This window comes from Streptomyces incanus (assembly GCF_042656345.1).
GTDB classification, from domain to species: domain Bacteria; phylum Actinomycetota; class Actinomycetes; order Streptomycetales; family Streptomycetaceae; genus Streptomyces; species Streptomyces incanus.
This window is the reverse complement of sequence record NZ_JBHSPC010000029.1, coordinates 1-26,833: the sequence shown is the minus strand read 5'-3', so window position 1 is coordinate 26,833 and position 26,833 is coordinate 1. Positions and strand designations below refer to the sequence as shown.

At 71.1% G+C, this 26,833-nt stretch carries 26 protein-coding genes and 1 pseudogene; 22 read left to right on the top strand and 5 right to left on the bottom strand.

The window, feature by feature from the left end; translation table 11 throughout:
* Positions 1-112: 112 nt before the first annotated feature.
* From ACFP2V_RS11345 to ACFP2V_RS11275, 15 genes are all read left to right on the top strand, one after another.
* Positions 113-1,114, top strand: a complete 1,002-nt coding sequence (locus ACFP2V_RS11345) for an FKBP-type peptidyl-prolyl cis-trans isomerase (RefSeq protein WP_381209395.1) — start codon at positions 113-115, stop codon at positions 1,112-1,114.
* A 60-nt stretch (positions 1,115-1,174) separates the two neighbouring features.
* Positions 1,175-1,546, top strand: a complete 372-nt coding sequence (locus ACFP2V_RS11340) for an FKBP-type peptidyl-prolyl cis-trans isomerase (RefSeq protein WP_381209392.1) — start codon at positions 1,175-1,177, stop codon at positions 1,544-1,546.
* Positions 1,547-1,716: 170 nt separating this feature from the next.
* A complete protein-coding gene (locus ACFP2V_RS11335; protein ID WP_381209389.1) occupies positions 1,717-2,670 on the top strand; it encodes a helix-turn-helix transcriptional regulator in 954 nt (317 codons plus the stop codon).
* A gap of 17 nt (positions 2,671-2,687) precedes the next feature.
* Positions 2,688-3,683 (top strand): helix-turn-helix transcriptional regulator, encoded by a 996-nt coding sequence (locus ACFP2V_RS11330; RefSeq protein ID WP_381209386.1) that lies wholly within the window; start codon positions 2,688-2,690, stop codon positions 3,681-3,683.
* Between the two features lie 61 nt (positions 3,684-3,744).
* Positions 3,745-4,038, top strand: a complete 294-nt coding sequence (locus tag ACFP2V_RS11325) for a hypothetical protein (protein WP_381209383.1) — start codon at positions 3,745-3,747, stop codon at positions 4,036-4,038.
* Between the two features lie 77 nt (positions 4,039-4,115).
* Positions 4,116-4,310, top strand: a complete 195-nt coding sequence (locus tag ACFP2V_RS11320) for a hypothetical protein (RefSeq protein ID WP_381209381.1) — start codon at positions 4,116-4,118, stop codon at positions 4,308-4,310.
* A gap of 239 nt (positions 4,311-4,549) precedes the next feature.
* Positions 4,550-4,837 (top strand): Sec-independent protein translocase subunit TatA, encoded by a 288-nt coding sequence (gene tatA / locus ACFP2V_RS11315; RefSeq protein ID WP_381209378.1) that lies wholly within the window; start codon positions 4,550-4,552, stop codon positions 4,835-4,837.
* Between the two features lie 48 nt (positions 4,838-4,885).
* Entirely contained in the window at positions 4,886-5,836 is a 951-nt protein-coding gene (gene tatC, locus ACFP2V_RS11310; RefSeq protein ID WP_381209375.1) for a twin-arginine translocase subunit TatC, read from the top strand.
* 30 nt (positions 5,837-5,866) lie between these two features.
* A complete protein-coding gene (locus tag ACFP2V_RS11305) occupies positions 5,867-6,757 on the top strand; it encodes a diacylglycerol kinase (RefSeq protein WP_381209372.1) in 891 nt (296 codons plus the stop codon).
* 60 nt (positions 6,758-6,817) lie between these two features.
* A complete protein-coding gene (locus ACFP2V_RS11300) occupies positions 6,818-9,673 on the top strand; it encodes a DEAD/DEAH box helicase (RefSeq protein ID WP_381209369.1) in 2,856 nt (951 codons plus the stop codon).
* An 806-nt stretch (positions 9,674-10,479) separates the two neighbouring features.
* Positions 10,480-12,114 carry a sensor histidine kinase gene (locus ACFP2V_RS11295; RefSeq protein ID WP_381209366.1) on the top strand — a complete coding sequence of 545 codons (1,635 nt, stop codon included), beginning with the start codon at positions 10,480-10,482 and terminating at the stop codon, positions 12,112-12,114.
* Positions 12,111-12,518: a roadblock/LC7 domain-containing protein gene (locus tag ACFP2V_RS11290; protein ID WP_042168469.1), complete on the top strand. Its 408-nt coding sequence runs from the start codon at positions 12,111-12,113 to the stop codon at positions 12,516-12,518. The genes ACFP2V_RS11295 and ACFP2V_RS11290 overlap by 4 nt, the downstream gene beginning before the upstream one ends.
* Positions 12,515-12,922, top strand: a complete 408-nt coding sequence (locus tag ACFP2V_RS11285) for a DUF742 domain-containing protein (protein WP_381209363.1) — start codon at positions 12,515-12,517, stop codon at positions 12,920-12,922. Before ACFP2V_RS11290 ends, ACFP2V_RS11285 begins: the two co-directional genes overlap by 4 nt.
* The gene (locus ACFP2V_RS11280) at positions 12,903-13,523 is read left to right on the top strand and encodes a GTP-binding protein (protein WP_381209360.1); all 621 of its coding nucleotides are present in this window, start codon (positions 12,903-12,905) and stop codon (positions 13,521-13,523) included. Before ACFP2V_RS11285 ends, ACFP2V_RS11280 begins: the two co-directional genes overlap by 20 nt.
* Before the next feature lie 57 nt (positions 13,524-13,580).
* Complete coding sequence (locus tag ACFP2V_RS11275; protein ID WP_381209358.1) at positions 13,581-15,143, top strand: cytochrome P450 family protein; 1,563 nt, start codon at positions 13,581-13,583, stop codon at positions 15,141-15,143.
* Here ACFP2V_RS11275 and ACFP2V_RS11270 read toward each other — a convergent pair.
* The 4 genes from ACFP2V_RS11270 to ACFP2V_RS11255 form a co-directional block, all read right to left on the bottom strand.
* Entirely contained in the window at positions 15,137-16,219 is a 1,083-nt protein-coding gene (locus ACFP2V_RS11270; protein ID WP_381209355.1) for an RluA family pseudouridine synthase, read from the bottom strand. The genes ACFP2V_RS11275 and ACFP2V_RS11270 overlap by 7 nt on opposite strands.
* Positions 16,220-16,221: 2 nt before the next feature.
* Positions 16,222-16,509, bottom strand: coding sequence for a hypothetical protein (locus ACFP2V_RS11265; RefSeq protein ID WP_381209352.1), 288 nt, complete (start codon positions 16,507-16,509; stop codon positions 16,222-16,224).
* 231 nt (positions 16,510-16,740) lie between these two features.
* On the bottom strand, positions 16,741-17,589 hold the full coding sequence (locus ACFP2V_RS11260) for a siderophore-interacting protein (protein WP_381209350.1): 849 nt from the start codon (positions 17,587-17,589) through the stop codon (positions 16,741-16,743).
* 83 nt (positions 17,590-17,672) lie between these two features.
* Positions 17,673-18,602 carry a 5'-3' exonuclease gene (locus ACFP2V_RS11255; RefSeq protein ID WP_381209568.1) on the bottom strand — a complete coding sequence of 310 codons (930 nt, stop codon included), beginning with the start codon at positions 18,600-18,602 and terminating at the stop codon, positions 17,673-17,675.
* 267 nt (positions 18,603-18,869) lie between these two features.
* Here ACFP2V_RS11255 and ACFP2V_RS11250 point away from each other — a divergent pair, with 267 nt between their 5' ends.
* The 5 genes from ACFP2V_RS11250 to ACFP2V_RS11230 all read left to right on the top strand — a co-directional run bounded on the left by ACFP2V_RS11250 (position 18,870) and on the right by ACFP2V_RS11230 (position 25,226).
* Positions 18,870-19,958: a quaternary amine ABC transporter ATP-binding protein gene (locus ACFP2V_RS11250; protein WP_381209347.1), complete on the top strand. Its 1,089-nt coding sequence runs from the start codon at positions 18,870-18,872 to the stop codon at positions 19,956-19,958.
* Positions 19,951-22,575: an ABC transporter permease/substrate binding protein gene (locus ACFP2V_RS11245; protein ID WP_381209344.1), complete on the top strand. Its 2,625-nt coding sequence runs from the start codon at positions 19,951-19,953 to the stop codon at positions 22,573-22,575. The genes ACFP2V_RS11250 and ACFP2V_RS11245 overlap by 8 nt, the downstream gene beginning before the upstream one ends.
* A 393-nt stretch (positions 22,576-22,968) precedes the next feature.
* The gene (locus ACFP2V_RS11240) at positions 22,969-23,538 is read left to right on the top strand and encodes a helix-turn-helix domain-containing protein (protein ID WP_381209341.1); all 570 of its coding nucleotides are present in this window, start codon (positions 22,969-22,971) and stop codon (positions 23,536-23,538) included.
* The gene (locus ACFP2V_RS11235; RefSeq protein WP_381209338.1) at positions 23,535-24,281 is read left to right on the top strand and encodes a helical backbone metal receptor; all 747 of its coding nucleotides are present in this window, start codon (positions 23,535-23,537) and stop codon (positions 24,279-24,281) included. Before ACFP2V_RS11240 ends, ACFP2V_RS11235 begins: the two co-directional genes overlap by 4 nt.
* 9 nt (positions 24,282-24,290) lie before the next feature.
* Positions 24,291-25,226 (top strand): LysR family transcriptional regulator, encoded by a 936-nt coding sequence (locus ACFP2V_RS11230; RefSeq protein ID WP_381209335.1) that lies wholly within the window; start codon positions 24,291-24,293, stop codon positions 25,224-25,226.
* A 62-nt stretch (positions 25,227-25,288) separates the two neighbouring features.
* On the opposite strand, the gene ACFP2V_RS11225 is transcribed toward ACFP2V_RS11230, so the two are convergent.
* Positions 25,289-25,978, bottom strand: coding sequence for a gamma-glutamyl-gamma-aminobutyrate hydrolase family protein (locus ACFP2V_RS11225; protein WP_381209332.1), 690 nt, complete (start codon positions 25,976-25,978; stop codon positions 25,289-25,291).
* 192 nt (positions 25,979-26,170) lie between these two features.
* Here ACFP2V_RS11225 and ACFP2V_RS11220 point away from each other — a divergent pair.
* Positions 26,171-26,367: pseudogene (locus tag ACFP2V_RS11220) on the top strand (glutamine synthetase); the annotation flags it as partial.
* 66 nt (positions 26,368-26,433) lie between these two features.
* Positions 26,434-26,833 (top strand): RNA-guided endonuclease InsQ/TnpB family protein (locus ACFP2V_RS11215; protein ID WP_381209329.1); only part of this gene is annotated, 400 nt, incomplete at its 3' end.

Sequence of the window (26,833 nt, the reverse complement as noted above, 5' to 3'; positions counted from 1 at the left end):
CGGACCGCGGAACGCCACACGGGCGCCGTACGTTACTCAGTGCGGCGCCCTTCTCACGCCGTAGAGTTGCGCGGACGCCACCGACAAGATCGATGATTACGAGGCCCCCACCGTGCGCCGACGCTCACTTCTCATTGCCGTACCCGCTGGACTGGCCACTCTCGCCGCGTGCGGCGACGGCGGGTCCGATTCGAGCAAGGCCAGCGAGAGCGCCTCGCCGTCCGCGCCGGACGGGTCGGCCGCGCCCCCGCCGAAGATCGTCGGCGGTCCGCTGCCGGCGATCACCGAGGGCGTGAAGTTCGGTGAGAAGCCCACCGTGGCCAAGGGCAGCGGCGACCCGTCCAAGGACCTCGCGGTGAAGACCGTCATCGCGGGCGGCGGCAGGGTCATCGCCGAGAACGACTTCGTGGTGGCCCACTATCTGGGCCAGGTGTGGAGCACCGCGAAGGTGTTCGACAACTCCTACGATCGCAAGGCTCCGCTGGCGATCCAGCTGGCCCAGGGCAGCATCATCGACGGCTGGCGGTACGGGCTGGCGGGCAAGAAGGCCGGCAGCCGGGTCCAGATGGCGATCCCGCCCACCTGGGGTTACGGCCCGCAGGGCAATGAGCAGGCGGGCATCAAGGGCACCGACACACTGGTGTTCGTGGTGGACGTGCAGGACACGTTCAACGCGAAGAGCTCCGCCGAGGGCGGCGAGGTCGCCCAGGACACCACTGATCTGCCCAAGGTCGGCACGAACACGGACGGTAAGGCGCCCTCCATCGAGGTGCCCGACGTGGCCCCCCCGAAGAAGCTCGTGTCGAGGTACATCCTCGAGGGCGACGGCGAGGAGGTCGGCGCCGACAACAGTGTGCTCGTGCAGTACAAGGGCGTGCTGTGGGACGGCGGCAAGGAGTTCGACTCGACGTACGGGCGGGGGCAGCTGACCTCGTTCTCGCTGCAGCAGGTCGTCAAGGGCTGGGCGCAGGGGCTGACTGGCAAGAAGGTCGGCAGCCGGGTCCTCATCGTCATCCCGCCGGAGCTGGGGTACGGCGACACGCCGCCGGAGGGCAGCGACATCAAGAAGGACTCCACGCTGGTCTTCTCGGTCGACATCCTCGCGAAGTTGTGACCGCGCGTGATGTAAGACTGTGTCTGTTCGCCTTTCCGTAAACAAGCAGGAGCGTTAGACGTGAGCATCGACAAGCCCGAGATCGACTTCCCGGGTGGCGAGCCCCCGGCGGACCTCGAGATCAAGGACATCTGGAAGGGCGACGGAGAGGTGGCGCAGGCGGGTCAGACCGTCACCGTCCACTACGTCGGTGTCGCCTTCAGCACGGGTGAGGAGTTCGACGCCAGCTGGAACCGCGGCACTCCCTTCCGCTTCCCGCTGGGCGGCGGCCGGGTCATCAAGGGCTGGGACCAGGGCGTGCAGGGCATGAAGGTCGGCGGCCGTCGCCAGCTGACCATCCCCGCTCACCTGGCCTACGGCAACCAGAGCCCGACTCCGGCGATCAAGCCCGGCGAGACGCTGATCTTCGTGGTCGACCTGCTCGGGGTCTGATCGCGCACCCGATCGCCGACCAGTCGCCCGTGCGGCATCGGGTCGGGTCGCGACCGGAGTCGATCACCTGGGGTCCATGCCTGTCCGGGCATGGACCCTCGGCTTTTGCCGCGCCCCCACGGGGCGGTACGGTCATCGGACTGAGCAGTATGAGGAGGCGAAGGGCGTCGATGGCCATTGCCAAGGCCGAGCGGCTGATGAACCTGGCGCTGTGCCTGCTGGGCACGCGGCGGCCACTGAGCAAGCGTGAGCTGCGCGAGTCCCTCGAGGCCTATCTCGAGGCGGCCTCGGACGACGCCTTCAACCGCATGTTCGAGCGCGACAAGGACGACCTGCGCGAACTCGGGCTCGTCATCGAGACCGTGGAGAACCTCGACGGCGAGGTCGGTTACCTGGCCCGGCGGGACAGCAACCGCCTGCCTCCCATCACCCTCGACGCCGAGGAGGCAGCCGCGCTGGGCCTGGCGGCCAAGGTGTGGCAGCAGGCCAGACTGGCCGGCGCGGCCAGCGGCGCCCTGCAGAAACTGCGTGCGGCAGGACTGCCCGAGGACGTCGATCCCCACGAGTCCCACAGTGCGCTCGAGCCCCGCATCCCCGTGCACGAGGCCGCCTTCGAACCGCTGATGCTGGCCTGCCGCGACCGCCGCCCCGTCGTCTTCGACTACCGCAAGGCCAACGCCGCGCAGCCCGAGCCGCGCCACGTCGAGCCGTGGGCGCTGGAGTGCTGGCGCGGTCACTGGTACCTGGCGGGCTGGGACCGCGACCGGGGCGCCGAGCGGGTCTTCAGGCTGTCCCGGATCACCGGCAAGGTGCGCTCGCGCGGCAACCGGTACACCGCTCCGGTGCCGGACGTCGTCACGGTCCGCGAGACGGTCGCGAGCTGGGCGGGGGAGAGCGCCGACCGCTCCGCACGGATCCGGCTGCGCACCGACGCGGGGTACCCCCTTCGGGCGAAAGCCACCTCGGTGCGGGAACTCGGCGACGGCTGGGAAGAGTTGGAGATTCCGTACGGGCACGGCCTGGACGCCTGGCTGGTGGAGTTCGGAGCGGACGTGGTGGTCCTGGAGCCCGCCGAGCTGCGGGCCGACGTGGTGGACCGGCTGCGCGCCGTGGCCAAGGGCTGAGGGGGACGGACAAGAACGTGGCAGGCAAACCGGTCAGGCCAGTGAACGCCATCGACCAGACTCGCAGGATGCTCTCCCTGGTCACGTATCTGAGGGAGCGTCCGGGCGCCCGGATCGAGGACGTGGCGCGCGCCTTCGGCATCACCGAGGACGAGCTGGTCTCGGACCTCGACGTGCTGCCCATGTGCGGCACCAGTTTCCGCGGCGGCGACCTGCTGGACATCGACACCGACGGGGAGCGCATCTGGTGGCACAACCCGGCCGCGCTCGGGGCGGAGGCCGCCGAGCCGCTCCGCCTCGCAGCGGACGAGGCCACCGCCCTGCTCGTCGCCGCGCGCGCCGTGGCCACCCTGCCCGGACTGCGCGAGAGCGACCGGCAGGCGCTGCTGCGGGCCACCGCCAAGGTGGAGACCGCGGCCGGTGAGGCGGCGGGCGCCAGTGCCCGGCTGTCGGTGACCTTCGAGTCCGAGGGCGGTGTCTTCGCGGACGTCGACCGGGCCATCGCCGAGCGCCGCAGACTGTGGATCCGCTACTACTCGCCCGCCCGTGACGAGCTCAGTGAGCGCGAAATCGACCCCATCCGCCTGGTCAGCGTCGGGCACACCTATGTGGAGGCCTGGTGCCGCCGCTCCGAGGCGCGCCGCACGTTCCGGCTCGACCGGGTCGCCGAGATCAAGATCCTCGACGAGCCGTCCGCGCCGCCCGAGGTCGAACTGCGAGACCTGTCGGAAGGGCTGGTGCAGCCGTCGGCGGAGGATCCGGAGGTCGTGGTCGAGGTCGGGCCGGGCGGTCGCTGGGTAGCCGAGTACTACCCGCACGACAGCGCGGATGAGCTGCCCGACGGCGGGCTGCGTATCACCTTGCGGACACCCGACCCGGCGTCGCTCAAGCGGCTGGCGCTGCGGCTCGGGCGGGACGGCCGGATCGTCGTGCCGGACGACCTCGCGGACAGCGCCCGGCGGGCCGCCCGCGAGGCGCTGGCGGCGTACGACGGTACCGGGGCGGCCGGATGAGCGGGCCGCACCCGGTGTGCGCGGTCCGGGGCGGGCTGGACGACAGGCAGGAGCGAGGACTGTGAGCGAGTCGGCGACCCCTGGAGTACGGGGCGTGACGGTGGCGTCCGCGTTCTCCGGCATGAGAGGCGTGGCACCGGTCGTGTTCCGGGCGGGCTGCCCGGACTGCAGGGGGCGTTTCGAGCTGGGCGCGAGCGCGCTGCGCCTGGTCATAGGTGCCAGCAGGCGCACCACCTTCTACTCGTTCACCTGCCCCGCGTGCGAGGCGGCGGTCCGTAAGCCGGCGGGGGAGCGGGTCGTCGAACTCCTCACCGGCGGCGGGGTCAGCACCCTGCGGCTGCACTCGACGGCGTAGCGGTCCCCCGACGGCCGCGGTCCCCTCCCCGGACGCCGGGCGTCCCGTGCAGGCGGGGACCGTCTAGGCTCCCCCCTATGTTCTGGGCGATGTTCGCGGTTGCTGTGGGGTTCCTGGGGCTTGTGGTGCTCGGGGTGTTCGCCGTACGGGTCTTCCTCGAGGCGGAGCGGCTCGGCAGACAGGTCACGGACTCGGCGCGGCGCATCAGCCGGGCCGCGGAGGACCTGGAGCGGGCGGCGGCCGGCGCGGCCCGCTCCGCGGAAGCACTCTGACCGGACCCCGGACGGCCCTCGGACCGCACGCCCTGTCGAGTTGACGAACCGGGCGGGTACGCTGCTGACCGTGGCCCGGAGAACGAGGCCCGGACCGCGGACGGGAGTACGCACGGGGATTGCCCTACGTTCACCCCTGAGCGTTACGATCGCTGGCAACGCGGTCAACGCTCGCGTGTCCGAACGGTCGGACAGGGCAGCACCCCCCACCCCAGCAGCCTCGGTGAGAAGGTAAAGAAATGTTCGGAAGGCTCGGAGCTCCCGAGATCATTCTCATCCTCGTCGTCATCATCCTGCTGTTCGGCGCGAAGAAGCTTCCGGACATGGCGCGGTCGCTCGGCAAGTCCGCCCGCATCCTCAAGAGCGAGGCCAAGGCGATGAAGGAGGACAAGGACAAGTCCTCCGCCCCCGCCGACCCACCGACCCCCGGCGACGAGTCCCCGGCGCAGCGCACCATCCAGGCCGCTCCCGGTGACGTGACCAGCTCCCGCCCGGTCACGGAGCCGACGGACACGACCAAGCGCTGACGCAGGGCCGGACACCGTCCGGCCCGCCGCACGAGATGGGAACGTGGGTTGCTCAAGTCTGCCCGCAAGCAGGAGAGGGATCCCGAGGGACGGATGCCCCTCGCGGAGCACCTTCGTGAGCTCCGCAACCGGCTCGCGAAGGCGCTGCTGGGCATCGTCCTGGTGACGATCGTCGCGGCCTTCTTCTACAACGAGATCATCAACTTCTTCACCGACCCGGTGCTCAAGTCGGTCGGCTGCGGCTATTCCTTCGAGGAACTCGCCACCTCCGCACGCGACAAGCAGCCCTGCGCGCAGATCACCATCAACGGTCTGCTCACGCCGTTCACCCTGGCGCTGAAGGTCTCGCTGATGGCCGGCGTCGTGCTGGCCTCGCCGGTCTGGCTGTACCAACTGTGGTCGTTCGTCGCCCCCGGCCTGCACCGGCACGAGAGGAAGTACGCGTACGGGTTCGTCGCCACGGGCTTCCCGCTCTTCCTGGGCGGCGCCTACTTCGCCTACCGGGTGCTGCCGACCACGGCGAAGGTGCTCATCGACTTCACGCCGATCGGCGTCGGCAACCTGCTGCCGCTGGACGATCTGCTCGACCTCGTCACGCGCATGGTGATCGTCTTCGGGCTCTCCTTCGAGCTGCCGCTGCTGCTGATCATGCTCAACTTCACCGGAGCGCTGACCGGCAAGCGCATGCTCGGCTGGTGGCGCGGCATGATCATGGGTATCACGGTGTTCGCGGCCCTGGCCACGCCGAGCACCGACCCGTTGACCATGATGACCCTCGCCGGACCGATCTGGATCCTGTACTTCGGGGCCGTCGGCGTCTCCCTGTTCAACGATCGCCGCAGGCGCCGGCTGGAGGCCGTGGGTCCCGCCGACGACGAGGCCTCCGACCTCGACCTCACCCCCGAGGACATCGGCGAGACCGAACCCGTGTCGGCCAGGCGTGCCCTGCCCGAGCAGGCGGGCACGGACCGGGTCAACGGTTATGACGACGTGACCTGAACACCGGGCCGAAGCTCGTAGGGTCACGGGGTGACCAGCGAGATCACCCTCTTCGTCAACCCCACCGCGGGACGCGGCCGGGGCGCCCGGGCGGCGCTGCCGGCCGCCTCCGCGTTGCGCGCGGCCGGTTTCTCGGTGCGGACCGTGCTCGGCGAGGACGCCGTGGACGCGCTCACCCGCGCGCGCGGCGCCGTCGAGGAGGGCACCGGCGCCCTGGTCGCCGTCGGCGGTGACGGTATGGCGAACCTGGCCCTGCAGGCCGTCGTCGGCACCGGCACCCCGCTCGGCCTGATCGCCGCCGGCACCGGTAACGACTTCGCCCGCTCGCTCGGCATGCCGCTGAAGGAACCGGCCGCCGCCGGCCGGATGATCGCCGACGCCCTCAAGTGCGGACGGGTGCGCGACATCGACCTCGGGCGGGCCGGTGACCGCTGGTTCGGCACCGTCCTCGCCTCCGGCTTCGACTCCCGGGTCAACGACCGCGGCAACCGGATGCGGCTGCCCGTGGGGCGCTTCAAGTACGACCTCGCCATGGTCGCCGAACTCGGGGCCCTGCGCCCGATCCCGTACCGGATCACCCTCGACGACGGCGACGTCCGCGAGGTCGAGGCGACGCTGGTCGCCGTCGGCAACGGGGCGTCGTACGGCGGCGGCATGCGGATCTGCCCGGGGGCCGACCTCACCGACGGGTTGTTCGACGTCACGGTGGTCGGCGACTGCGGCCGGGCCACACTGCTGCGGGTCTTCCCCACCGTGTACCGCGGAACGCACGTCGACCGGCCCGAGGTGAGCGTGTTCCGGGCGTCGCGGGTGGAGCTGGCCGCCGAGGAGGTCACCGGGTACGCGGACGGGGAACCGCTCGGACCGCTGCCGCTGACCGCGAGCTGTGTGCGCGGCGCGGTACGGGTCGTGGGCCCCTGAGCAGGGCAAAACCGCCCCTGAGCTGGGCGGACCGAGGACCGGCGGGTAGGGATCCGGATAATGATCGTCCTGTTGTCAGTGCGGCCCGGTACGCTCGAAAGCACGATGACAGAGGATCTCTCACCGGCCGAGCGGTACGCGGCAGCACGCAGGCGCGCTGCCGAGCAGGCCACCGTACTCGCCTCCTTCCGCGAGATGTACGACTTCGGCCTCGACCCCTTCCAGATCGAGGCATGCCAGGCGCTCGAAGCGGGGAAGGGTGTGCTGGTGGCCGCGCCCACCGGCTCGGGCAAGACGATCGTCGGCGAGTTCGCCGTCCACCTCGCCCTTCAGCAGGGCAAGAAGTGCTTCTACACGACGCCCATCAAGGCGCTGTCGAACCAGAAGTACGCCGACCTGTGCCGCCGTTACGGCGCCGACAAGGTCGGCCTGCTCACCGGTGACAACAGCGTCAACTCCGGTGCCCCCGTGGTCGTGATGACCACCGAGGTACTGCGGAACATGCTGTACGCGGGCTCGCAGACGCTCCTCGGCCTCGGCTACGTGGTCATGGACGAGGTGCACTACCTCTCCGACCGCTTCCGGGGTGCCGTCTGGGAGGAAGTGATCATCCACCTCCCCGAGTCGGTGACCCTGGTCTCCCTCTCGGCGACGGTGTCGAACGCGGAGGAGTTCGGCGACTGGCTGGACACCGTCCGCGGTCACACCGAGGTCATCGTCTCCGAGCACCGGCCCGTGCCGCTGTTCCAGCACGTACTCGCCGGGCGCCGGATCTACGACCTGTTCGAGGAGGGCGAGGGCCAGAAGAAGGCCGTCAACCCCGACCTCACACGGATGGCCCGGATGGAGGCGACCCGCCCGTCGTGGGGCGAGAGGCGCCGCGGCCGGAACATGCGCGAGGCGGACCGGGAGCGGGAGCGCAGACAGCGCACGCGGGTCTGGACACCGGGCCGGCCCGAGGTGATCGAGCGGCTCGACGCCCAGGGCCTGCTGCCCGCCATCACCTTCATCTTCAGCCGCGCCGCCTGCGAGGCCGCCGTCCAGCAGTGCCTGTACGCGGGGCTGCGGCTCAACGACGACCAGGCGCGGGAGCAGGTCCGCGCCCTCGTCGAGGAGCGCACCGCCTCCATCCCCACCGAGGACCTGCACGTCCTCGGCTACTACGAGTGGCTGGAGGGCCTGGAGCGCGGCATCGCGGCCCACCACGCGGGCATGCTGCCGACGTTCAAGGAGGTCGTCGAGGAGCTGTTCGTCCGCGGCCTGGTCAAGGCGGTCTTCGCGACCGAGACCCTCGCCCTGGGCATCAACATGCCCGCCCGCTCGGTGGTGCTGGAGAAGCTCGTCAAGTGGAACGGCGAGCAGCACGCCGACATCACCCCCGGCGAGTACACCCAGCTGACCGGCCGGGCCGGCCGGCGCGGCATCGATGTCGAGGGCCACGCGGTCGTGCTGTGGCAGCGCGGTATGGACCCCGAGCACCTCGCGGGGCTGGCCGGAACCCGCACCTATCCGCTGCGCTCCAGTTTCAGACCGTCGTACAACATGGCGGTCAACCTGGTCGAGCAGTTCGGCCGGCACCGCTCGCGCGAGCTGCTGGAGACGTCGTTCGCCCAGTTCCAGGCGGACCGTTCGGTGGTCGGCATCTCGCGGCAGGTGCAGCGCAACGAGGAAGGCCTCGAGGGCTACCAGGCCTCCATGACCTGCCACCTCGGCGACTTCGAGGAGTACGCGCGGCTGCGCCGCGACCTGAAGGACCGGGAGACGGAGCTGGCCCGCCAGGGCGCGGCGCAGCGGCGCGCCGAGGCGGCCGTCGCCCTGGAGAAGCTCAAGCCCGGCGACATCATCCACGTACCCGCCGGCAAGTACACCGGGCTGGCCCTGGTCCTCGACCCGGGGCTGCCCGCGGGCCGTGCGGGCGGGCACCGCGGCATCGAGTACCACGACGAGCCGCGCCCTCTGGTGCTGACCGCGGAACGGCAGGTCAAGCGGCTGGCGTCGATCGACTTCCCGGTGCCCGTCGAGGCGCTGGATCGGATGCGGATCCCGAAGTCGTTCAACGCGCGCTCGCCGCAGTCCCGCCGCGACCTGGCTTCCGCACTGCGTACCAAGGCCGGGCACATCGAGCCGGAGCGGCACCGCAAGCGGCGCTCCCAGGCGGCCGACGACCGGGAGATCGACCGGCTGCGCAAGGCGATCCGGGCGCACCCGTGCCACGGCTGCGACGACCGTGAGGACCACGCCCGCTGGGCCGAGCGCTACCACCGGCTGCGGCGGGACACCAAGCAGCTGGAGCGGCGCATCGAGGGCCGGACGAACACCATCGCCCGCACCTTCGACCGTATCGTCGCCCTGCTGACCGAGCTGGACTACCTGCGCGGCGACGAAGTCACCGCACACGGCAAGCGGCTCGCCCGGCTGTACGGCGAACTCGACCTGCTGGCCAGCGAATGCCTGCGCGAGGGCGTCTGGGAGCAGCTGGGCCCGGCCGAACTCGCCGCCTGTGTCTCGGCGCTGGTGTACGAGGCCCGGGCCAGCGACGACGCGGCGGTGCCCAAGGTGCCCTCCGGCAAGGCGAAGGCCGCGCTCGGCGAGATGGTCCGTATCTGGGGGCGGCTGGACGCCCTGGAGGAGGACTTCCGGATCACCCAGACCGAGGGCGTGGGCCAGCGCGAACCCGACCTCGGCTTCGCCTGGGCGGCCTACATGTGGACGTCCGGCAAGGGCCTCGACGAGGTGCTGCGCGAGGTGGAGATGCCGGCGGGGGACTTCGTGCGCTGGTGCAAGCAGGTCATCGACGTGCTCGGCCAGATCTCGGCCGCGGCACCGGCGGTGGAGGGCTCCACGGTCGCGAAGAACGCCCGCAAGGCGGTGGACGGACTGCTGCGCGGAGTGGTGGCCTACTCCTCCGTGGGCTGACCGCCCCCGGTGCCTCGCACCGTCCCGCCCACCCCACCCCGCCGGCGGGGCCGGCCCGGCGCGCTCCGTGCGCGCCGGGCCAGAGCCTGTCGTTTGGATCACGCTGGGCTCGTGGGCCGCGGCACCGCACCTCGCCGCGTTGTCATCGGTTCCCGGGGCTCCTTCCCCGAGCTCTCGACCTTTCCCTCACCCCCGGCTCCGCTCGAGCGGGGGGACCTCCATGGGCAGGGGGGCTCCATGAGCGGGGCCCCCGTGAGCAGGGATCCCCGTGAGCGGGGGGTTTTATGAGTGGGGGGATCCCCATGGGCAGGGACCCCCGTGAGTGGGGGGATCCCCATGGGCAGGGACCCCCGTGAGCAGGGGCCCCCACAGGCTCCCCCCTCCGCCCTGCGGGCCCCCACTGCCCGAAGGGCGTGGGCGGCGCCCCCGGCACCGGACCCCGCTCCCTGATCCGGCCCGATCCGCACGAAAGACCCCGGGACCGGATGGTTCCGCGGCCGTCGACGGCGTTCCTCACCCTGCACGGTGAGTGAGTTTCGTACACCCGCATGTCGTCACACTGTGTGTTCGAACGATGGCTTGGCGTGCAAATGAGCCCGAGCGTACTCCTGCCCCAGGGGCCATTTCCGGCACTTGCCGAATATGACACGGCGTTGATCCTGTCGGACTAAGCTCGCCCGCAGCGCACCGAGTTGGGATGAATTCGTGTGTCTGTTCACTATTGCGCGGATGATTCCCATCATTTCCCGGTCCATCCCCACCCGTATGTCCCCCGACCGCCAGCCGATTCGTTTTCAGAGGCCTACATGGTGAGTGTCCAATCCACGCCCGGTCGCCGCGAACTTCCCTATGCACGCGTGCTGTTGCTGCCGGCCATAGTGATGGCCGCGGCAACCGGAGCCGCCGTTGCCCTGGTGACGGAGCCCGCCCGGATCGCCGTCGGCGCCTGTGGTGTCGTCGCCACCCTGCTGGTGATCGTCGCCGCGGCCGAGGCGGTGCGCCGCGGTCGTGCCCTGCGGGACGAGCGAGCCGAACACGACCGTCACCGCGCGCATCTGGAAGCGCGGATCGCCGCCCATGACACGGAGACGCTGCACTTCGCGGACGCCGTGGTCCCCGAGGCTCTGGACTTCCTGCACCGCGGAAACACTCCCAGGGAAGTGCTCCTCCACCTCAAGGAGGTCAACCCGGCCTGGCGTGATCTGCCCGAGTACCAGATCAAGCTGCTCAAGACGATGCTGAAGATCATCGACGACGAGGAAGCCCTGCGCGACTCCTCCCAGCGCTCCTTCGTCAGCATCGCCCGCCGCGTCCAGGCGATCGTCCACCAGCAGGCCAAGGAACTCAGGGAGATGGAGGAGGACCACGGCCGCAACCCCGAGGTCTTCGACGACCTGCTGCGCATCGACCACGGCACCGCGCTGATCGGCCGCCTCGCCGACTCCATCTCCGTACTCGGCGGTGGCCGCCCCGGACGCCAGTGGCCCGAGCCCGTCGCCCTCTACAGCGTGCTGCGCGGCGCGATGTCCCGCATCCTCGAGTACCGGCGCATCGACCTGAAGTCCATCGCCAAGGTCAACATCAAGGGCATCTCCGTCGAGCCGGTCATCCACGCCGTCGCCGAACTCCTCGACAACGCCACGCGCTACTCGCCGCCCCACACCAAGGTCCACGTCACCGCCATCGAGGTGCAGACCGGCGTCGCCATCGAGATCGAGGACGCCGGAGTCAGCCTCGACGAGAAGGCGCGGGCCCGGATCGAGGACAAGCTGGAGAAGGCCAAGGCGGGCGTCGACCTCCAGGACCTCGGCACGAGCCCTCGTCTGGGCCTCGCCGTCATCGGCCGGCTCTGCTCCGGGTACAAGATGCAGGTCTCGCTGCGGGCCTCCGCCTACGGCGGCGTCCGCGCGGTCCTCATCGTGCCGAGCGACATGATGACCACCGAGCCCGGCGTCGGTCTCGCCCACGGCATCGGCGCGACCGCGGTGCCCATGCAGGTCGACGCACTCCCGGGCCCCAAGCGCGCCCCCAAGAAGCGCCGCCCCACCAGCCCGAGCATCCCCGCCACCGTCTCCATGGAGGACGACGTCCCCGAGGTCACCGAATGGACCTCCAACGGGCTGCCGCAGCGCCGCAGCCGGGTGAAGACGTCGCTGACCCAGCGGTACGCCGAGCAGGCCGCCGCCGAACGGGCCGAGCAGGAGGCCGCCGCCCGGGGCGAGACAACCCGGTCCCCCTGGCCGGCACCCGAGCCCGAACCGGCCGAGCCGAAGGACGAGCGTGAACCCGGGCTGTGGGTCGACGCGTTCTGGGACGGCCTGAAGAAGGACCTCGAACCCGGCGTCCATCCGACCGACTTCACCCGGAATCCGACCGCGTACCTGCATCTGATCAACGAACCGGCCCGCACCGAGGCCGACGACGAGGGGGACCTCAAGTGATCCAGCAACGCGCCAACTTCGACTGGATGCTCAAGGAGCTCGCCGACGGCGTACCCGGCGTCGAGATGATCGTGGTGCTCTCGGCCGACGGCCTGCGCATCGCCCGCTTCGGCGGCGAGCCGGACGCCGCCGACCGGGTCGCCGCGGCCTGCGCCGGCGTGCAGAGCCTTGCCGGTGCCGTCGCCGGGGAACTCCCGCGCAGCGACGGCGAGATGAAGATGGTGATCATCGAGATCAACGGCGGCTACTTCTACCTGATGGCCGCCGGCGCCAACGCCTATCTCGCGGTGCTCTCCGACATGACCTGTGAACCCGGGCGGATGGGGGCCATGATGCGCGACCTCGTCGTCCGTATCGGCGCCCATCTCACCAGCCCGCCCCGCCGGAACGGGACGACCGTATGACTCCTCCGCAACGCCAGAGGCGCTCCCCACAGGAAGACCCTCCCCCGCAACCGGCCCAGGACAAGAAGGAGGACGGACGGCCCAACCCGGAGCGGCTGTACGTCGTCGCCGGTGCGGACGGGAACCGTGCGGACCTCGACCTCGTGACACTGATCGTGGCGCGCGTCGAGGACCCCCCGCACTCCGCCACGCCCGAGCAGGCGGCACTGCTCCGGCTCTGCGCCGCCCCCCTGTCCGTGGCCGAACTCTCGGCCTACCTCAGCCTGCCGTTCGGCGTGGTGACCGTGCTGCTCACCGAGATGCTGGCGGCGGAACTGGTGCAGGCGCGCGCCCCGATCGTCCGCAAGGCGCTCCCCGACCGTTCCCTTCTCGAAGCGGTGATGCATGGACTTCAAAGGCTCTGAGACCATCCCGGGCCCACGGACCGAGGACCAGCTGCCGCACACGGCCGAGGCCGCGGCGAAGATCGTGATCGTGGGCGGCTTCGGGGTCGGCAAGACGACCATGGTCGGATCGGTCAGCGAGATCAAGCCGCTGACCACCGAGGAGACCATGACCCAGGCCGGAGTCGGAGTCGACGACAACTTCGGCTCCGCCTCCAAGACCGCCACCACGGTGGCCATGGACTTCGGCCGCATCAAGATCACCGACCAGTTGGTGCTCTACCTCTTCGGCACCCCGGGCCAGGAACGCTTCTGGTTCCTGTGGAACGGCCTGTTCGAGGGAGCGCTCGGCGCGGTGGTGCTGGTCGACACGCGCCGCCTGGAAGTCAGCTTCGACGTCATGGGACGGCTGGAGGAACGCGGCGTCCCCTTCGTCGTCGCCGTCAACACCTTCCCGGACGCACCCCGTTACCCGGTCACGGATCTGCGGACGGCGCTCGACCTGTCCGAGGACGTCCCGATCATGGACTGCGATGTGCGACGCCGCGCCTCCAGCCGGGACGTACTGATCACGCTGATGCGGTTCCTGCACTCGCTCGCCATGACGGGCTCGCGCACCTGACACCCCGACCCCTGCTCTCCCCCCCCTGCTCTCCCCCTGTTTTCCGGAGCGACCACTGTGACGCCTGAATCCCACTCCCCGACCGGAACGGACGACTCCCGGGTCGCCCCGCCCCCCGGCTGCCCCGCACACGGCCAGGGCCCCGGGGGACTGCACCGGCTGCACGAATCGGCGGACCTGAAGAACCTGTACGAGGAACTCCGCGCCGAACACGGCCCCGTGGCGCCCGCGCTGCTCCACGACGACGTTCCGGTGTGGGTGGTCCTCGGCCACGCCGAGAACCTGCACATGGTGCGCACCCCCGCGCAGTACACCAAGGACAGCCGTATCTGGTCCCCGCTCCGGGACGGCCTGGTCAAACCCGACCACCCGCTGATGCCGCACATCGCCTGGCAGCCGATGTGCGCCCACGCCGAGGGCGACGAACACGAGCGGCTGCGCGGCGTGATCGACTTCGCCGTGTCGACCATCGACTTCCGCAGTCTGCGCCGGCACATCGACCGCTGCACCCAGCGTCTCGTCAACCGGTTCTGCGAAGTGGGCGAGGCCGAGGTCGTCGGCCAGTACGCCGAGCACCTGCCGATGGCCGTGATGTGCCACATCCTCGGCATGCCCGACGAGTACAACGACCGGATGGTCGAGTCGGCCCGCGACATGATCAGGGGCACCGAGACCGCCATCGCCAGCAACGCGTACGTCATGGACGCGCTGAGCCGGCTCACCGCGCGCCGCCGGCTTGAACAGCAGGACGACTTCGCCAGCCATCTCATCACCCACCCGGCCGAACTGACCGACGACGAGGTCAGGGAGCACCTGCGGGTGGTGCTCATCGCCGCCTACGAGTCGACCGCCAACCTCCTCGCCAACGTGCTGCGCACGGTGCTGGTCGACCCGCGCTTCCGGGCCCAGCTCAACGGCGGACAGATGACCGTGCCGGAGGCGGTGGAGCAACTGCTCTGGGACGAGCCGCCGTTCAGCACCATCTTCGCCTACTTCGCCAAGCAGGAGACGGAGCTCGGCGGCCAGCGCATCCGCCGGGGCGACGGACTGCTGTTCGCCCCGGCCCCGGCCAACGTCGACCCGCGGGTGCGCCCGGATCCGACCGCCCACATGCAGGGCAACCGCTCCCACCTCGCCTTCAGCGGTGGCCCGCACGAGTGCCCCGGACAGGACATCGGGCGCGCCATCGCCGAGATCGGCGTCGACGCGCTGCTGATGCGGCTGCCCGACCTCGAACTCGACGTCGACGACGAGGATCTGCGCCACACCGAGTCGATCGCCTCGCGCCATCTCGTCGAACTGCCCGTCCGGTTCACCCCGAGGGCGCCGCAGGACGTCACCGAGCGGCCGAACCACGACCACCGGCCGGCGGCCCCGCGCCGCGACTGGCACATCGGCAGTCCCGAACCGGAGGAGCCGGCACCGTCGCCCGCCCCCCGCCCCGATCCGTCCGAGAACCATGACGTCCCCGCACCGCGACCCGTGGCCACGGCAGGGACAGCGGGCGCGCAGTCGGCCGAGCCGCCGGTCGCCGAGCCGTCGGCCGCCGCCGGCCCCGCGGAACCGGCCCGCGCGCCGGGCGCCTGGCAGCGCTTCCTGCGGTGGTGGCGCGGCTACTGACCGGAGGCCCGGGGCACCGGGGGCCGGTGAGCAGCGGCCCGGTCCATGGCGGCCCGGTCCGCGGTGGTCCGTGCCTCGGCGGCGCGGTCGGCCGAGGCGCAGTCCCCGGCGGCGTGGCCCTCTGCGGCCCAGGCCCCGTACGAGGTCCAAGCCGCGAGCGTTCGGCCACTGCGCAGCCGGTGCCGTGCCCCCGTCACCGGGTCGGTGAACTCCATTACCCGCGACAGCAGTTGCAGCGGGCGCCGGAAGTCACCGGCCGGGACGGGGCCGGTCACCTCCGGATACAGGGGGTCGCCGAGGATCGGCACGCCCAGCGCGTTCATGTGCACCCGCAGCTGATGGGTCTGCCCGGTGCCGGGGACCAGCCGGTACCGGGCGAGGCCGTCGGCCCGGTGGTCCAGGAGCTCGACCCGGCTGAGCGCGTTCGGCTCGCCCTCGACCTCGCGGGCGGTCAGCACCCCGCGCTCCTTCACGATCCGGCTGCGCACGGTCCGGGGCAGGGCGAGCGCCGGATCGTGGGGGGCGACGGCCTCGTACTCCTTGTGGATCAGCCGGTCGCGGAACAGCGTCTGGTACGCGCCACGCTCCTCGGGCCGCACGGTGAACAGCATCAGCCCGGCGGTGAGCCGGTCGAGGCGGTGCGCGGCGCCCAGCAGCGGGATGCCCAGCTCGCGGCGCAGCCGGGCCAGCGCGGTCTGGGTGACATGGCTGCCGCGCGGTGTGGTGGCCAGGAAGTGGGGTTTGTCGGCGACGACGATGTGCTCGTCCCGGTACACGACCTCCAGCGGGAAGGGCACCGGTACCTCGGCCGGCAGCTCCCGGTGGAACCACAGAAACAGCCCCGGCGCGTACACGGCGTCGGCCGGCACGGGCCGCCCGTCCGCGCCCACGATCAGCCCCGCGTCGAACATGCCGTCGACGACACCGGAGCCGGCCGGGAGCCGGGCCACGAGATGGTCCCGTACGGTGGCCCACTGCCCCGTGCCGGGCAGGCGCACCCGCACCGGATCCACGCCGTCGCGCTGCGGCAGCGGGGAGGGCGGGAGGGTCCTGCGTCTGCGGGTCACGAGGGCCAAGGCTACGTGTCCGCCCCGCCCTGCTGCTCGTGCCGTACCGCCTGCTTGACCTCGGCCTCGACCACGTGGCGCGGTTTCCCCTCGGCCCGCGCGAAGTCGCTCACCGCCACCTGGACGTCACGGGCGAGGTCGCGCCAGGCCCGCCAGGCCGTCTCCCAGGTGGTGGTCTGCCGGTTGCTCCACTGGGTGTGCGTGGGAGGCCCGTACGTCTCCTGCAGATGGCGCACGCGGACGTGCGCCTCGTCCGCCGCGCGCTGTTTGGCCACGAGTTCTTCGAAGGTGTCTGTCACGCGCCCGGATCCTCGGGCAGCGGGCGGGGACGGGACACCGCGCCACGCCGTCCGCCGCGGCGCGGGGGCCGGGGTTCACCCGACCGGCGCCGCCGCGTGGGCCGGCCGGGGCCCGGGGACGCCGGTTCGGTCGGGGCAGCGGATCAGCAGCGGATCAGCAGTGGTTCGGTGGTGGCTCAGGTGCGGCTCGGCGGTGACCCGACGGCGGCTCGGCGGTGACCCGACGGCGGCTCAGCCCGCCGCGGCCGACGACTCCGCCTGCTCCGCCTCGACCTGCGCGTTCCACTCCTGCTTCGAGGCCTGCCAGCCGTCCTCGTTGTGACCGCGCCGCCAGTAGCCGGAGATCGAGAGGTCCTCGCGCGCTATCTGCCGCTCGACCCGCAGCAGACGCCGCAGCTCCTTCACGAAGTGCGCCTCGCCATGGACGAAGGCATGCACCCGGCCCTCGGGGAACTCCAGCCCCTGCACGGCCTCCACCAGCATCTCGCCGACCGGACGGTCCCCCCGGTGCAGCCAGGTGACCGCCACCTCGGAGTCGATCTTCTGCTCCTCCTGAGGCCCCTCGACCTCCACGAAGGCGTACGCCCTGGCCCCGCCGGGCAAGGCCTCCAGCGACCGGGCGATCGCGGGCAGCGCGCTCTCGTCACCCACCAGCAGATGCCAGTCGGCACTCGGGTCGGGGGCGTAGGCGCCGCCGGGACCGATGAAGAAAACCGTCTCGCCCGGCAGGACCCGCCGGGCCCAGGGACCCGCCAGCCCTTCGTCGCCGTGGATCACGAAGTCCAGGGTCAGCTCGCGATGCTCGGCGTCCCAGTGGCGCACGGTGTACGTCCGGGTCACCGGCCACTGGTCGCGCGGGAACTCCTCGCGGATCCGCCGCATGTCGAACGGCTCCGGGTAGGTGACGCCCTCGGCGGGGAACAGCAGCTTCACGTAGTGGTCGGTGCAGGTGTCCGCCGTGAAGTCGGCCAGGCCCTCGCCGCCCAGCACCACCCGCTGCATGTGCGGGGTCAGCCGCTCGGTGCGGAGCACCTGCCCGGAGTGGGGTGCGCGCGGCTGGCGTCCCGGTCGCTGTGCCATGTGGGATCTCCCTGTCGCTCAGTTAGGTTTACCTAAGTTAACACTTCCGTCCGGCGATTACCTGTGCGCATCGGCAGGGATTCCTACCGTGAGAGGGTCGTCAGCAGCCGCTCCAGGGAGCCGCCGAGGCCCCAGCGGGCCGCCAGTTCCCGTACGGCGTCCGGGTCGCGCGGCGCCCGCGGCAGTGCCGTGCCGACCTCCGGGAGCGGGACGTCGTCCGCGACCCGGACGACCTTCGGGGCGACCGCCAGATATGGGCGTGCCTCGGTGAGGCGCTTGCGCTGGGTCGGGGTGAGCCTGGCCTGCGGATCGTCGACCGCCGCCAGGATCCCGGCCAGGTCGCCGAACTCGGCCAGCAGTTTGGCGGCCGTCTTCTCGCCCACCCCCGGCACGCCCGGCAGGCCGTCGCTCGGGTCGCCGCGCAGCAGCGCCAGATCCGCGTACCCCGCGCCACCCACCCCGTACTTCTCGCGCAGCACGGCCTCGTCGGTGATCTGGAGCGTGCCGACCCCCTTGAGCGGATACAGCACCCGCACCCCGCGCGCGTCGTCCACCAGCTGGTACAGGTCGCGGTCGCCGGTGACGATGTCCACCGGACCGCGCGCCCGCGCGGTGAACGTACCGATCACGTCGTCCGCCTCGTACGCGGCGACGCCCACGCGCGCGATGCCGATGGCGTCCAGAACGGCCTCGATGACCGGCACCTGCGGGGACAGCGTGTCGGGCACCTCCTCCTCGTCGGGGCCCGACGGACGCTCCTCGGCCACCCGGTGCGCCTTGTAGGAGGGGATCAGCTCCACCCGCCACGCCGGACGCCAGTCGGCGTCCATGCACGCCACCAGATCGTCCGGGTGATGGTCCTTGACCAGGCGGTCGATGAAGTCGAGCAGCCCGCGCACGGCGTTCACCGGCGAGCCGTCCGGGGCCCTGACGGAGTCCGGGACACCGAAGTAGGCGCGGAAGTAGAGGGAGGCGGTATCGAGCAGCATCAGTCGTCCGGTCACGCTCCGCATCATGCCGCACGCCACCGACAGTGCCCCGCAGCCGCATGCCCGCGAGGGCGGGACGCGGCACCCGTCGGACGAGGGGTCCTTGAAGCGGGAGCCACCCGTCGGACGAGGCGGTCCGATTGTGAGGCAGGACACGTAGGTGTTTGCGACCGGTGAAACGGGGGAGGCGCGGCTCCGGAGTGACGCCGGTTGCAGGTTCAGCTGTCAGGAACCCGCGAACCGCCCGACGGGCGCCGCTCCTCTCCCTTGCTGTCGAGCCAAGAGGTACGCGTGTCAACGAGGCTAGAGGCCGAGCATCTGTACAAGGTGTTCGGCAGACGACCGGGCCAGGCGGTCGAGAGACTGCGCCAGAACAAGGCCGAACGTGAGGAGTTGCGTGCCCAGGGCACCACGGCAGCCGTCATCGACGCCTCGTTCACCGTGGAACCCGGCGAGATCTTCGTCGTCATGGGCCTGTCCGGCTCAGGCAAGTCCACCCTGCTGCGCATGCTGAACGGCTTGTCGGAGCCGACCGCCGGAGAGGTGCGATTCGACGGCCAGGACCTCACCGCGCTGTCCGACCGCGAGCTGCGCGAGGTTCGTTCCAAGAAGATCAGCATGGTCTTCCAGCACTTCGCGCTCTTCCCGCACCGCAGCGTTCGCGAGAACGCCGCGTACGGCCTGGAAGTGCAGGGCGTGCCCCGCGCCGAGCGCGAACGCCGCGCCGACGAGGCGCTCGCCCTGTGTGGCCTGGCCGGCTGGGAGCGCTCCTGGCCCGACGAACTGTCCGGCGGCATGCAGCAGCGGGTCGGCCTGGCCCGCGCGCTCGCGACCGACGCCGACCTGCTGCTGATGGACGAGTCCTTCAGCGCACTCGACCCGCTGATCCGCCGTGACATGCAGGACCAGCTGGTGGAGCTGCAGAAGAAGCTGAAGAAGACGATCGTCTTCATCACGCACGACCTCAACGAGGCCATGCGCCTGGGCGACCGCATCGCGGTGATGCGGGACGGCCGCATCGTGCAGATCGGCACCGCGCAGGACATCCTCATCCGCCCCGCCAACGACTACGTCGCCTCCTTCACCCAGGACGTCGACCGCTCCCGGGTGCTGACCGCCGGAGCCGTGATGGAGCGGGAGGTGCGCGGCGACGAGGCCGACTGCGCCTGCGAAACCGCGACGGCGCAGACGCCGTTCACCGACCTGTGCGCGATGAGCGCCCGCGTGACACACCCCGTGGCGGTCCTCGACGGTGAGGGCGCGGTCATCGGCGTAGTGCCCCGGCAGCGACTCGTCGGCTTCATCGGTGACGAGGACGGTGCCCCCGGCGCCTGCGACTCTCCGCGCGGCGAGGGCGAGAAGGTGTTGGCCCGTGCCTAGGATTCCGCTCGGCGAATCGGTCAACAGCGCCGTCGACTGGCTGCTCGCCCATGTGGCCTGGCTGTTCGACTTCTTCAAGGCCGTCTTCACCGGCGCCTATGAGGGCGTCAACGCCGTCCTCCAGGCGCCCGAGCCGCTGTTGCTCGCCGCTATCTTCGCGGTGATCGCCTTCTGGCTGCGCGGCACCGTCGCCGGTGTCCTCACCTTCGTGGGATTCGCCTTCATCGACTCCCTCGAACTGTGGGGCGACTCGATGGTGACGCTGGCCCTGGTCGTCGTCGCCACCGTCATCGCGCTCGTCATAGCCGTGCCCGTGGGCATCTGGGCGGCACGCTCGGACCGGGTCAGCGCCTTCGTGCGCCCGGTCCTCGACTTCATGCAGACGCTGCCCGCGATGATCTACCTCATCCCGGCGATCCTCTTCTTCGGAACCGGCTCCGCCCCCGGCATCGTCGCCACCCTGATCTTCGCGCTCGCCCCCGGCGTGCGCATGACCGAGCTGGGCATCCGCCAGGTCGACAAGGATCTCGTGGAGGCGGCCGAGGCGTTCGGCACCACGCCCCGCAACACCCTGCTGCGCGTCCAGCTGCCGCTGGCGCTGCCCACCGTGATGGCGGGCGTCAACCAGGTGATCATGCTCGGCCTGTCCATGGCCGCGATCGCCGGCATGGTCGGCACCGGCGGCCTCGGCGGCGCCGTCATCGAGGCCATCGGCCAGCTCAACGTCGGTCTCGGCGCCGAGTCCGGTCTCGCCATCGTCATCCTGGCGATCTACCTCGACCGTATGACCAGCGCCCTGGGCACCCAGGTGTCCCCGCTCGGCCGCCGGGCCGCCGCCAAGGCCCGCGCCGCGCAGGGACTGAAGATCTGGTCCTACCGGCCGCGCCCGCAGGTCGCCGTGATCGGTGTCGTCGTCCTGGCCCTGGTGGCCGGTGGCATGGGCATCTTCGGCGGCAGCGGCAAGAGCGGCGGTACGGACACCGTCGCCGACGCCGAGAACGTCGGCAACGGCAAGAAGATCTCCATCGGTTACATCCCCTGGGACGAGGGCGTCGCCTCCACCTTCCTGTGGAAGGAGGTCCTCGAGCAGCGGGGCTTCGAGGTCGAGGCCACGCAGTTCGACGCGGGCCCGCTCTACACCGCGCTCGCGCAGGGCAACATCGACTTCCAGACGGACGCGTGGCTGCCCACCACCCACGACGCGTACTGGAAGAAGTACGGCAAGCAGCTCGAGGACCTCGGTACCTGGTACGAGGAGACGACGCTCGAACTCGCGGTGCCCGCCTACATGGAGGACTTCGACTCCCTCGAGGACCTCAAGGGCAAGGCCGGCACCTTCGGCGGGGAGATCACCGGCATCGAGTCCAGTGCCGGAATGATGGGCCTGCTCAAGGACAAGGTCCTCAAGGGGTACGGCCTGGACAAGGAGTACAAGGTCGTCGACAGCTCCACGCCGGCGATGCTGGCCGAGCTCAAGCGCGCCTACAGCAAGCAGGAACCGGTCGTCGTCACGCTCTGGTCGCCGCACTGGGCGTACAGCGACTACGACCTGAAGAAGCTGAAGGACCCCAAGGGCACCTGGGGCGAGGGCGACGGCGTGCACACCCTGGCGCGCAAGGGCTTCACCGCCGAGAACCCCACCGTCGGCCAGTGGATGAAGGACTTCTCGATGACCGAGGAGGAACTCACCAGCCTGGAGGCCGAGATCAACAAGGCCGGCAAGGGCAAGCAGCAGGATGCCGTCCGCGCCTGGCTCAAGGACCACCCGGGCGTCGTCGACAAGCTGGCGCCGGTGAAGTCCGGTTCCACCGCCGCACCGGCCGAGGCGAAGCGCCCGCTGACCGTCGCGTGGTTCCCCTGGGAGGAGGACATCGCGGTCACCTACCTGTGGAAGAACGTCCTCGAGCGGCGCGGCTACGAGATGAACCTGAAGCAGATGGAGGTCGGCCCGGTCTACACCGGCCTCTCCACCGGCGACATCGACCTCAACTTCGACGCCTGGCTGCCCCATGCCCAGAAGAACTTCTGGGACCAGAGCAAGGACAAGCTGGTCGACCTCGGCACCTGGTACGAGCCGACCTCCCTGGACGTCGCCGTCCCGTCGTACGTCGAGGGCGTCGAGTCCTTCGAGGACCTCAAGGGCAAGGCCGACCTGTTCGACGGGCGGATCATCGGCATCGAACCGGGCACCGGCCAGATGGACCTGCTCAAGAACAAGGTTCTGCCGGGCTACGGCCTGGACAAGGAGTACAAGGTCGTCAACGGCTCCACGCCGGCGATGCTGGCCGAGCTCAAGCGCGCCTATTCCAAGAAGGAGCCCGTCGCGGTCACCCTCTGGTCGCCGCACTGGTCGTACAGCGAGTACGAGCTGACCAAGCTGAAGGACGGCAAGAAGCTCTTCGGTGAGGGCAACACCATCCGTACCATCGCGCACAAGGAGTTCCCCGAGCAGTACCCCGAACTCACCAAGTGGATCAAGGGGTTCACGATGAGCGAGGACGAACTCGGCACGCTCGAGAAGAAGATCAAGGACCGGGGCCAGGGCAAGGAGGAGGCGGCCGTCGCCGCCTGGCTCGAGGAGCACCCCGACGTGGTGGGGCGCATGACCCCGCGGTGACGTCGCACCGCCCGCCCCTCGGGGCATGTGCGGGCAAGCCGAACGGGGCCCACCGTCACAACGGGCACGCAACCCGACGGGAACACGATAAGAATCCGGCCAATCACGCAGCGCTACGCCCTCCCCGGGCCTCCGGCCCTCGCCGCGACCTCCCGCCCCTCTTCGGGCGACAATGGTGTAAACACCCCGCATCCTGCGCACATCGAACCGGACGGCTCGCGCATCGGCTGGCGTGAACTGTGGGGTCGTGCGCGATCGCGCATGACGACGACGTGACAGGCGCCTGAAACGGTTTGCCGAACATGCGTAGGGTGCAGACAGCTCAACAGGAGGAGTGCGCCGGGACAACGGGGCACAAGCACGGGACGACGGGTGAAGGAGGGAGCCGGAGCGATGGGCGACCACAAAGAACAGCCGCTGCGCGTGGGCGCGGCCGTGCGGCGGCGACGCCGTGCGCTGGATCTCACGCTTGCCGTCGTGGCCCAGCGCAGCGGCCTGTCGGTCCCGTTCCTGAGCCAGATCGAGAACGAGCGCGCGCGCCCCAGCCAGACCTCCCTGGAGAAGGTCGCCGACGCCCTGCGCACCACCGCCGTGGAACTCCTCGCCGCCGCCGACCCGGCGTGCAGCGTCGACGTCGTCCGCGCGGAGGGCACCGAGCAGTTGCTCGAACCCCGCGTCCGGTCCCTGGTGCGGGGCCATCATCAGATGCACGCTTCCGAGTTCACCGGCGACCATGACGCCGGGCGCGAATTCCAGTTCCGCAACGACCAGTTGATGTACGTGGCGGACGGCGCCGTGGAGATCGAGGCGGAGGGTCGCGCCTACCGCCTCGGCCGCGGCGACACCCTGTACCTCACCGGAGGCGTCCGGCACCGGTGGCGGGCCACGGTTGCGGAGACCCGGCTGGTCGTCGTCGCCGTCGCCGAGCACATCGAGGCGGTCCGGGACAAGCCGCGCCGGTGACAGCCGCGCGCGTCGTCTCCCTCGTCCCGTCCCTCACCGAGGCCGTGGCGCTGTCCGCTCCCGGCGCCCTGGTCGGCGCCACCGACTGGTGCACGCACCCGGCCGGCCTGGACGTCGTACGGATCGGCGGCACGAAGAACCCGGACGTGGGCCGGATCGCCGCCCTCGCCCCCGATCTGGTGATCGCCAACGAGGAGGAGAACCGCGCACCCGATCTCGACGCCCTGCGTGCGGCGGGCCTCGAGGTGCTGGTGACGGAGGTGCGGACACTGCCCCAGGCTTTCGGCGAGCTGGCCAGGGTGCTCACGGCGTGCGGTGCGGCCGGCCGTCCCCGGTGGCTGGACGACGCCGAAGCCGTCTGGGAAGCGGTGGTACCCCTCACACCCCGCCGGACCGCGGTCGTGCCGGTCTGGCGGCGGCCCTGGATGGTGCTGGGCCGCGACACCTTCGCCGGCGACCTGTTGTCCCGCCTCGGCGTCGACCACCTCCACTCGGATCACCCGCAACGCTATCCCCGTGTGCCCCTGGACGAATTGCGCGCGGCGGCCCCGGACCTCGTCGTACTGCCCGACGAGCCGTACCGCTTCACCGCCGACGACGGCCCGGACGCCTTCCCCGGACTGCCCTGCGCCCTGGTCGGCGGCCGGCACCTCACCTGGTACGGGCCGTCGCTGGCCGAGGCGGCGGCGGTGCTGCCCCGGGAGCTGCGAGCGGCAGGCCGTCGGCAGCACCGCGCGACATAAGCTGGCGTGATGAGTACGAGGGACGACCACGCGGGACATCGGCCGGTGACCGCGGGGCCCCTCGCGCACCGGGTGCCGGACCTCGGGGCGCTGGAGCTGCTGCTGGCGGTGGCGCGCGTCGGGAGCCTGGGCGGCGCGGCGCGCGAACTGGGCATCACCCAGCCCGCGGCCAGCAGCCGGGTCCGGTCCATGGAGCGGCAGCTCGGCGTGGCGCTGGTGGACCGCTCACCGCGCGGATCGCGCCTGACCGACGCCGGAGCGCTGGTCACCGACTGGGCACGGCGGATCGTGGAGGCCGCGGAGGTCTTCGATGCCGGCGCGCAGGCGCTGCGGGACCGCCGGGACTCACGGCTGCGGGTGGCGGCGAGCATGACGATCGCCGAGTATCTGCTGCCGGGCTGGCTGCTCGCGCTGCGCGCGCAGCGGCCGGACACGGCGGTGTCCCTGCTGGCCGGGAACTCCGCGACGGTCGCGGAGCGGCTGCTGGCGGACGAGGCGGACGTGGGGTTCGTGGAAGGGCTGACCGTGCCCACGGGCCTGGACTCCGCAGTGATCGCCCACGACCGGCTGATCGTGGTGACGGCGCCGTCCCACGCCTGGGCCCGCCGCCGTCGTCCGCTCGCCGCCGAGGAGCTGGCGACCACTCCGCTGATCCTGCGCGAGGAGGGCTCCGGCACCCGACAGGTCCTGGACACCGCGCTGGGCGGTCTGGCCCGCCCGCTGATCGAGCTGTCCTCCACGACCGCGGTGAAGGCCGCGGCGGTCAGCGGCGCGGGCCCGGCCGTCCTCAGCGAACTGGCCGTCGGGGAGGAGCTGGCGATGCGCCGCCTCATCCGCGTTCCCGTGGACGGCATCGCCCTGGCCCGCGAACTGCGCGCGGTCTGGCCGACCGGCCACCGCCCCACGGGCCCGGCCCGCGACCTGCTGACCCTGACCCGCGGTTGAACACCTCGCGCGCCGGGCACGCGGGTGGTCAGTGGTCGGGGTGCCGTCGCCGCCCGCGTGGGTCACGGTGTGGTGGCCGCCTGGATCAGGTGGCGTACGACCCGCAGGTCCTCGCCCAGCTCCGGATGCCATTGCACGCCCAGCACCCATGCGGCGGACCGGAGTTCGACCGCTTCCACGGTCCCGTCCGCCGCGTACGCCGACGGGATCAGGCCCTCGCCGAGGTGGTCCACCGCCTGGTGGTGGAAGGTCGGTACGGAGGTCTCCTCCGGGACGGCGTCGGCGTACCGGGTGCCCGGCACCGGCTTGACCGGGTGCAGGCCGATGATCCCCGGCGCCCCCTGGTGGCCGTCGAGGTGCTGGACGAGGGTGCCGCCCAGGGCGACGTTCAGCAGCTGCATGCCCCGGCAGATCCCGAGCAGCGGAACACGGCGGTCCAGCGCCGCCCGGATCAGGGCGAGCTCCCAGGTGTCCCGGGCGCGGTCGGGCGGCCCGGTGCGCGGGTCGGGCTCGGCGCCGTAGCGGACCGGCTCCACGTCCGGGCCGCCCGCGACGACCAGCCCGTCGAGCCTGGCCACCGTCGCCGCCGCGTGCTCGGGCGCGTCCGGTGGGAGCATCGCGGCCAGCCCGCCGGCCCGCTGCACCAGCCGCGGATACCCGAGGGGCAGCAGTGCGGCGTCCAGCTGCCACGCGCCCCACCGCACCCCGGACTCCTCGTACGTGCTGATGCCGATCAGCGGCCTGGTCGTCATGCCGTGCTCCTCCGTCTCCGACGCCGGTCCGGTCCTGCCCGGTCCCGTGCGGCCCCGCCCAGCCAGTCCCGGGACAACTCTGCCCCGGCCGCCGCCGGCGCCGCGAGCTCTTCCTCCGGCGCCTTCGCCACCGGATGCACCAGCGGCCGCATGTGGCCAGAAGCTCCAGCAGCAGCCCGAGGAGGACCTTCCGTGGCAGACCCCACACCCCCGCTCGGTGTCGAGGAGCTGCACGCCCTCGTCGCGGGCGGTGAGATCGACACGGTCGTCCTGGCTTTCCCGACATGCAGGGGCGGCTCCAGGGCAAGCGGTTCGCCGTGCGCTTCTTCCTCGACGAGGTGCTCCGGCACGGCGCCGAGGGCTGCACCTACCTGCTCGCCGTCGACTCCAGGGCGGATGCCAGTGCTCTGACCCACAGGTTTGGCCTTAAGTCGCAGTGACGCTAGTTTGTGAGCGTGACCACGACGTGTGTGAAGCGGGCGTTCAAGTACCGCTTCCATCCGACCGGTGCGCAGGCGGCGGAGCTGTCGCGCACGTTCGGCTGCGTGCGCAAGGTCTACAACCTCGCCCTCGCCGCCCGTACCGAGGCGTGGGCGCGGCAGGAGCGGGTCAACTACAACGCCACCTCGGCCATGCTGACCGCGTGGAAGAAGACCGAGGAACTCGCCTACCTCAACGACGTGTCCTCCGTGCCGTTGCAGCAGACGCTGCGCCACCTGCAGAACGCGTTCACCCACTTCTTCGGCAAACGGTCCCAGTACCCCCGCTTCAAGAGCCGGAAGAAGTCCCGCAAGTCCGCCGAGTACACCACCAGCGGTTTCCGCTTCCGCGAGGGGAAGCTGACGCTGGCGAAAA

What these genes read in the sequence shown, in the direction of transcription:
- ACFP2V_RS11335 (WP_381209389.1), top strand. Translation starts at nt 1,717, where the DNA reads ATGGCCATTGCCAAGGCCGAGCGGCTGATGAACCTGGCGCTGTGCCTG.
- ACFP2V_RS11320 (WP_381209381.1), top strand. Translation starts at nt 4,116, where the DNA reads ATGTTCTGGGCGATGTTCGCGGTTGCTGTGGGGTTCCTGGGGCTTGTG.
- tatA (WP_381209378.1), top strand. Translation starts at nt 4,550, where the DNA reads ATGTTCGGAAGGCTCGGAGCTCCCGAGATCATTCTCATCCTCGTCGTC.
- ACFP2V_RS11300 (WP_381209369.1), top strand. Translation starts at nt 6,818, where the DNA reads ATGATCGTCCTGTTGTCAGTGCGGCCCGGTACGCTCGAAAGCACGATG.
- ACFP2V_RS11295 (WP_381209366.1), top strand. Translation starts at nt 10,480, where the DNA reads ATGGTGAGTGTCCAATCCACGCCCGGTCGCCGCGAACTTCCCTATGCA.
- ACFP2V_RS11285 (WP_381209363.1), top strand. Translation starts at nt 12,515, where the DNA reads ATGACTCCTCCGCAACGCCAGAGGCGCTCCCCACAGGAAGACCCTCCC.
- ACFP2V_RS11280 (WP_381209360.1), top strand. Translation starts at nt 12,903, where the DNA reads ATGGACTTCAAAGGCTCTGAGACCATCCCGGGCCCACGGACCGAGGAC.
- ACFP2V_RS11260 (WP_381209350.1), bottom strand. Translation starts at nt 17,589, where the DNA reads ATGGCACAGCGACCGGGACGCCAGCCGCGCGCACCCCACTCCGGGCAG.
- ACFP2V_RS11255 (WP_381209568.1), bottom strand. Translation starts at nt 18,602, where the DNA reads ATGCGGAGCGTGACCGGACGACTGATGCTGCTCGATACCGCCTCCCTC.
- ACFP2V_RS11240 (WP_381209341.1), top strand. Translation starts at nt 22,969, where the DNA reads ATGGGCGACCACAAAGAACAGCCGCTGCGCGTGGGCGCGGCCGTGCGG.
- ACFP2V_RS11230 (WP_381209335.1), top strand. Translation starts at nt 24,291, where the DNA reads ATGAGTACGAGGGACGACCACGCGGGACATCGGCCGGTGACCGCGGGG.
- ACFP2V_RS11225 (WP_381209332.1), bottom strand. Translation starts at nt 25,978, where the DNA reads ATGACGACCAGGCCGCTGATCGGCATCAGCACGTACGAGGAGTCCGGG.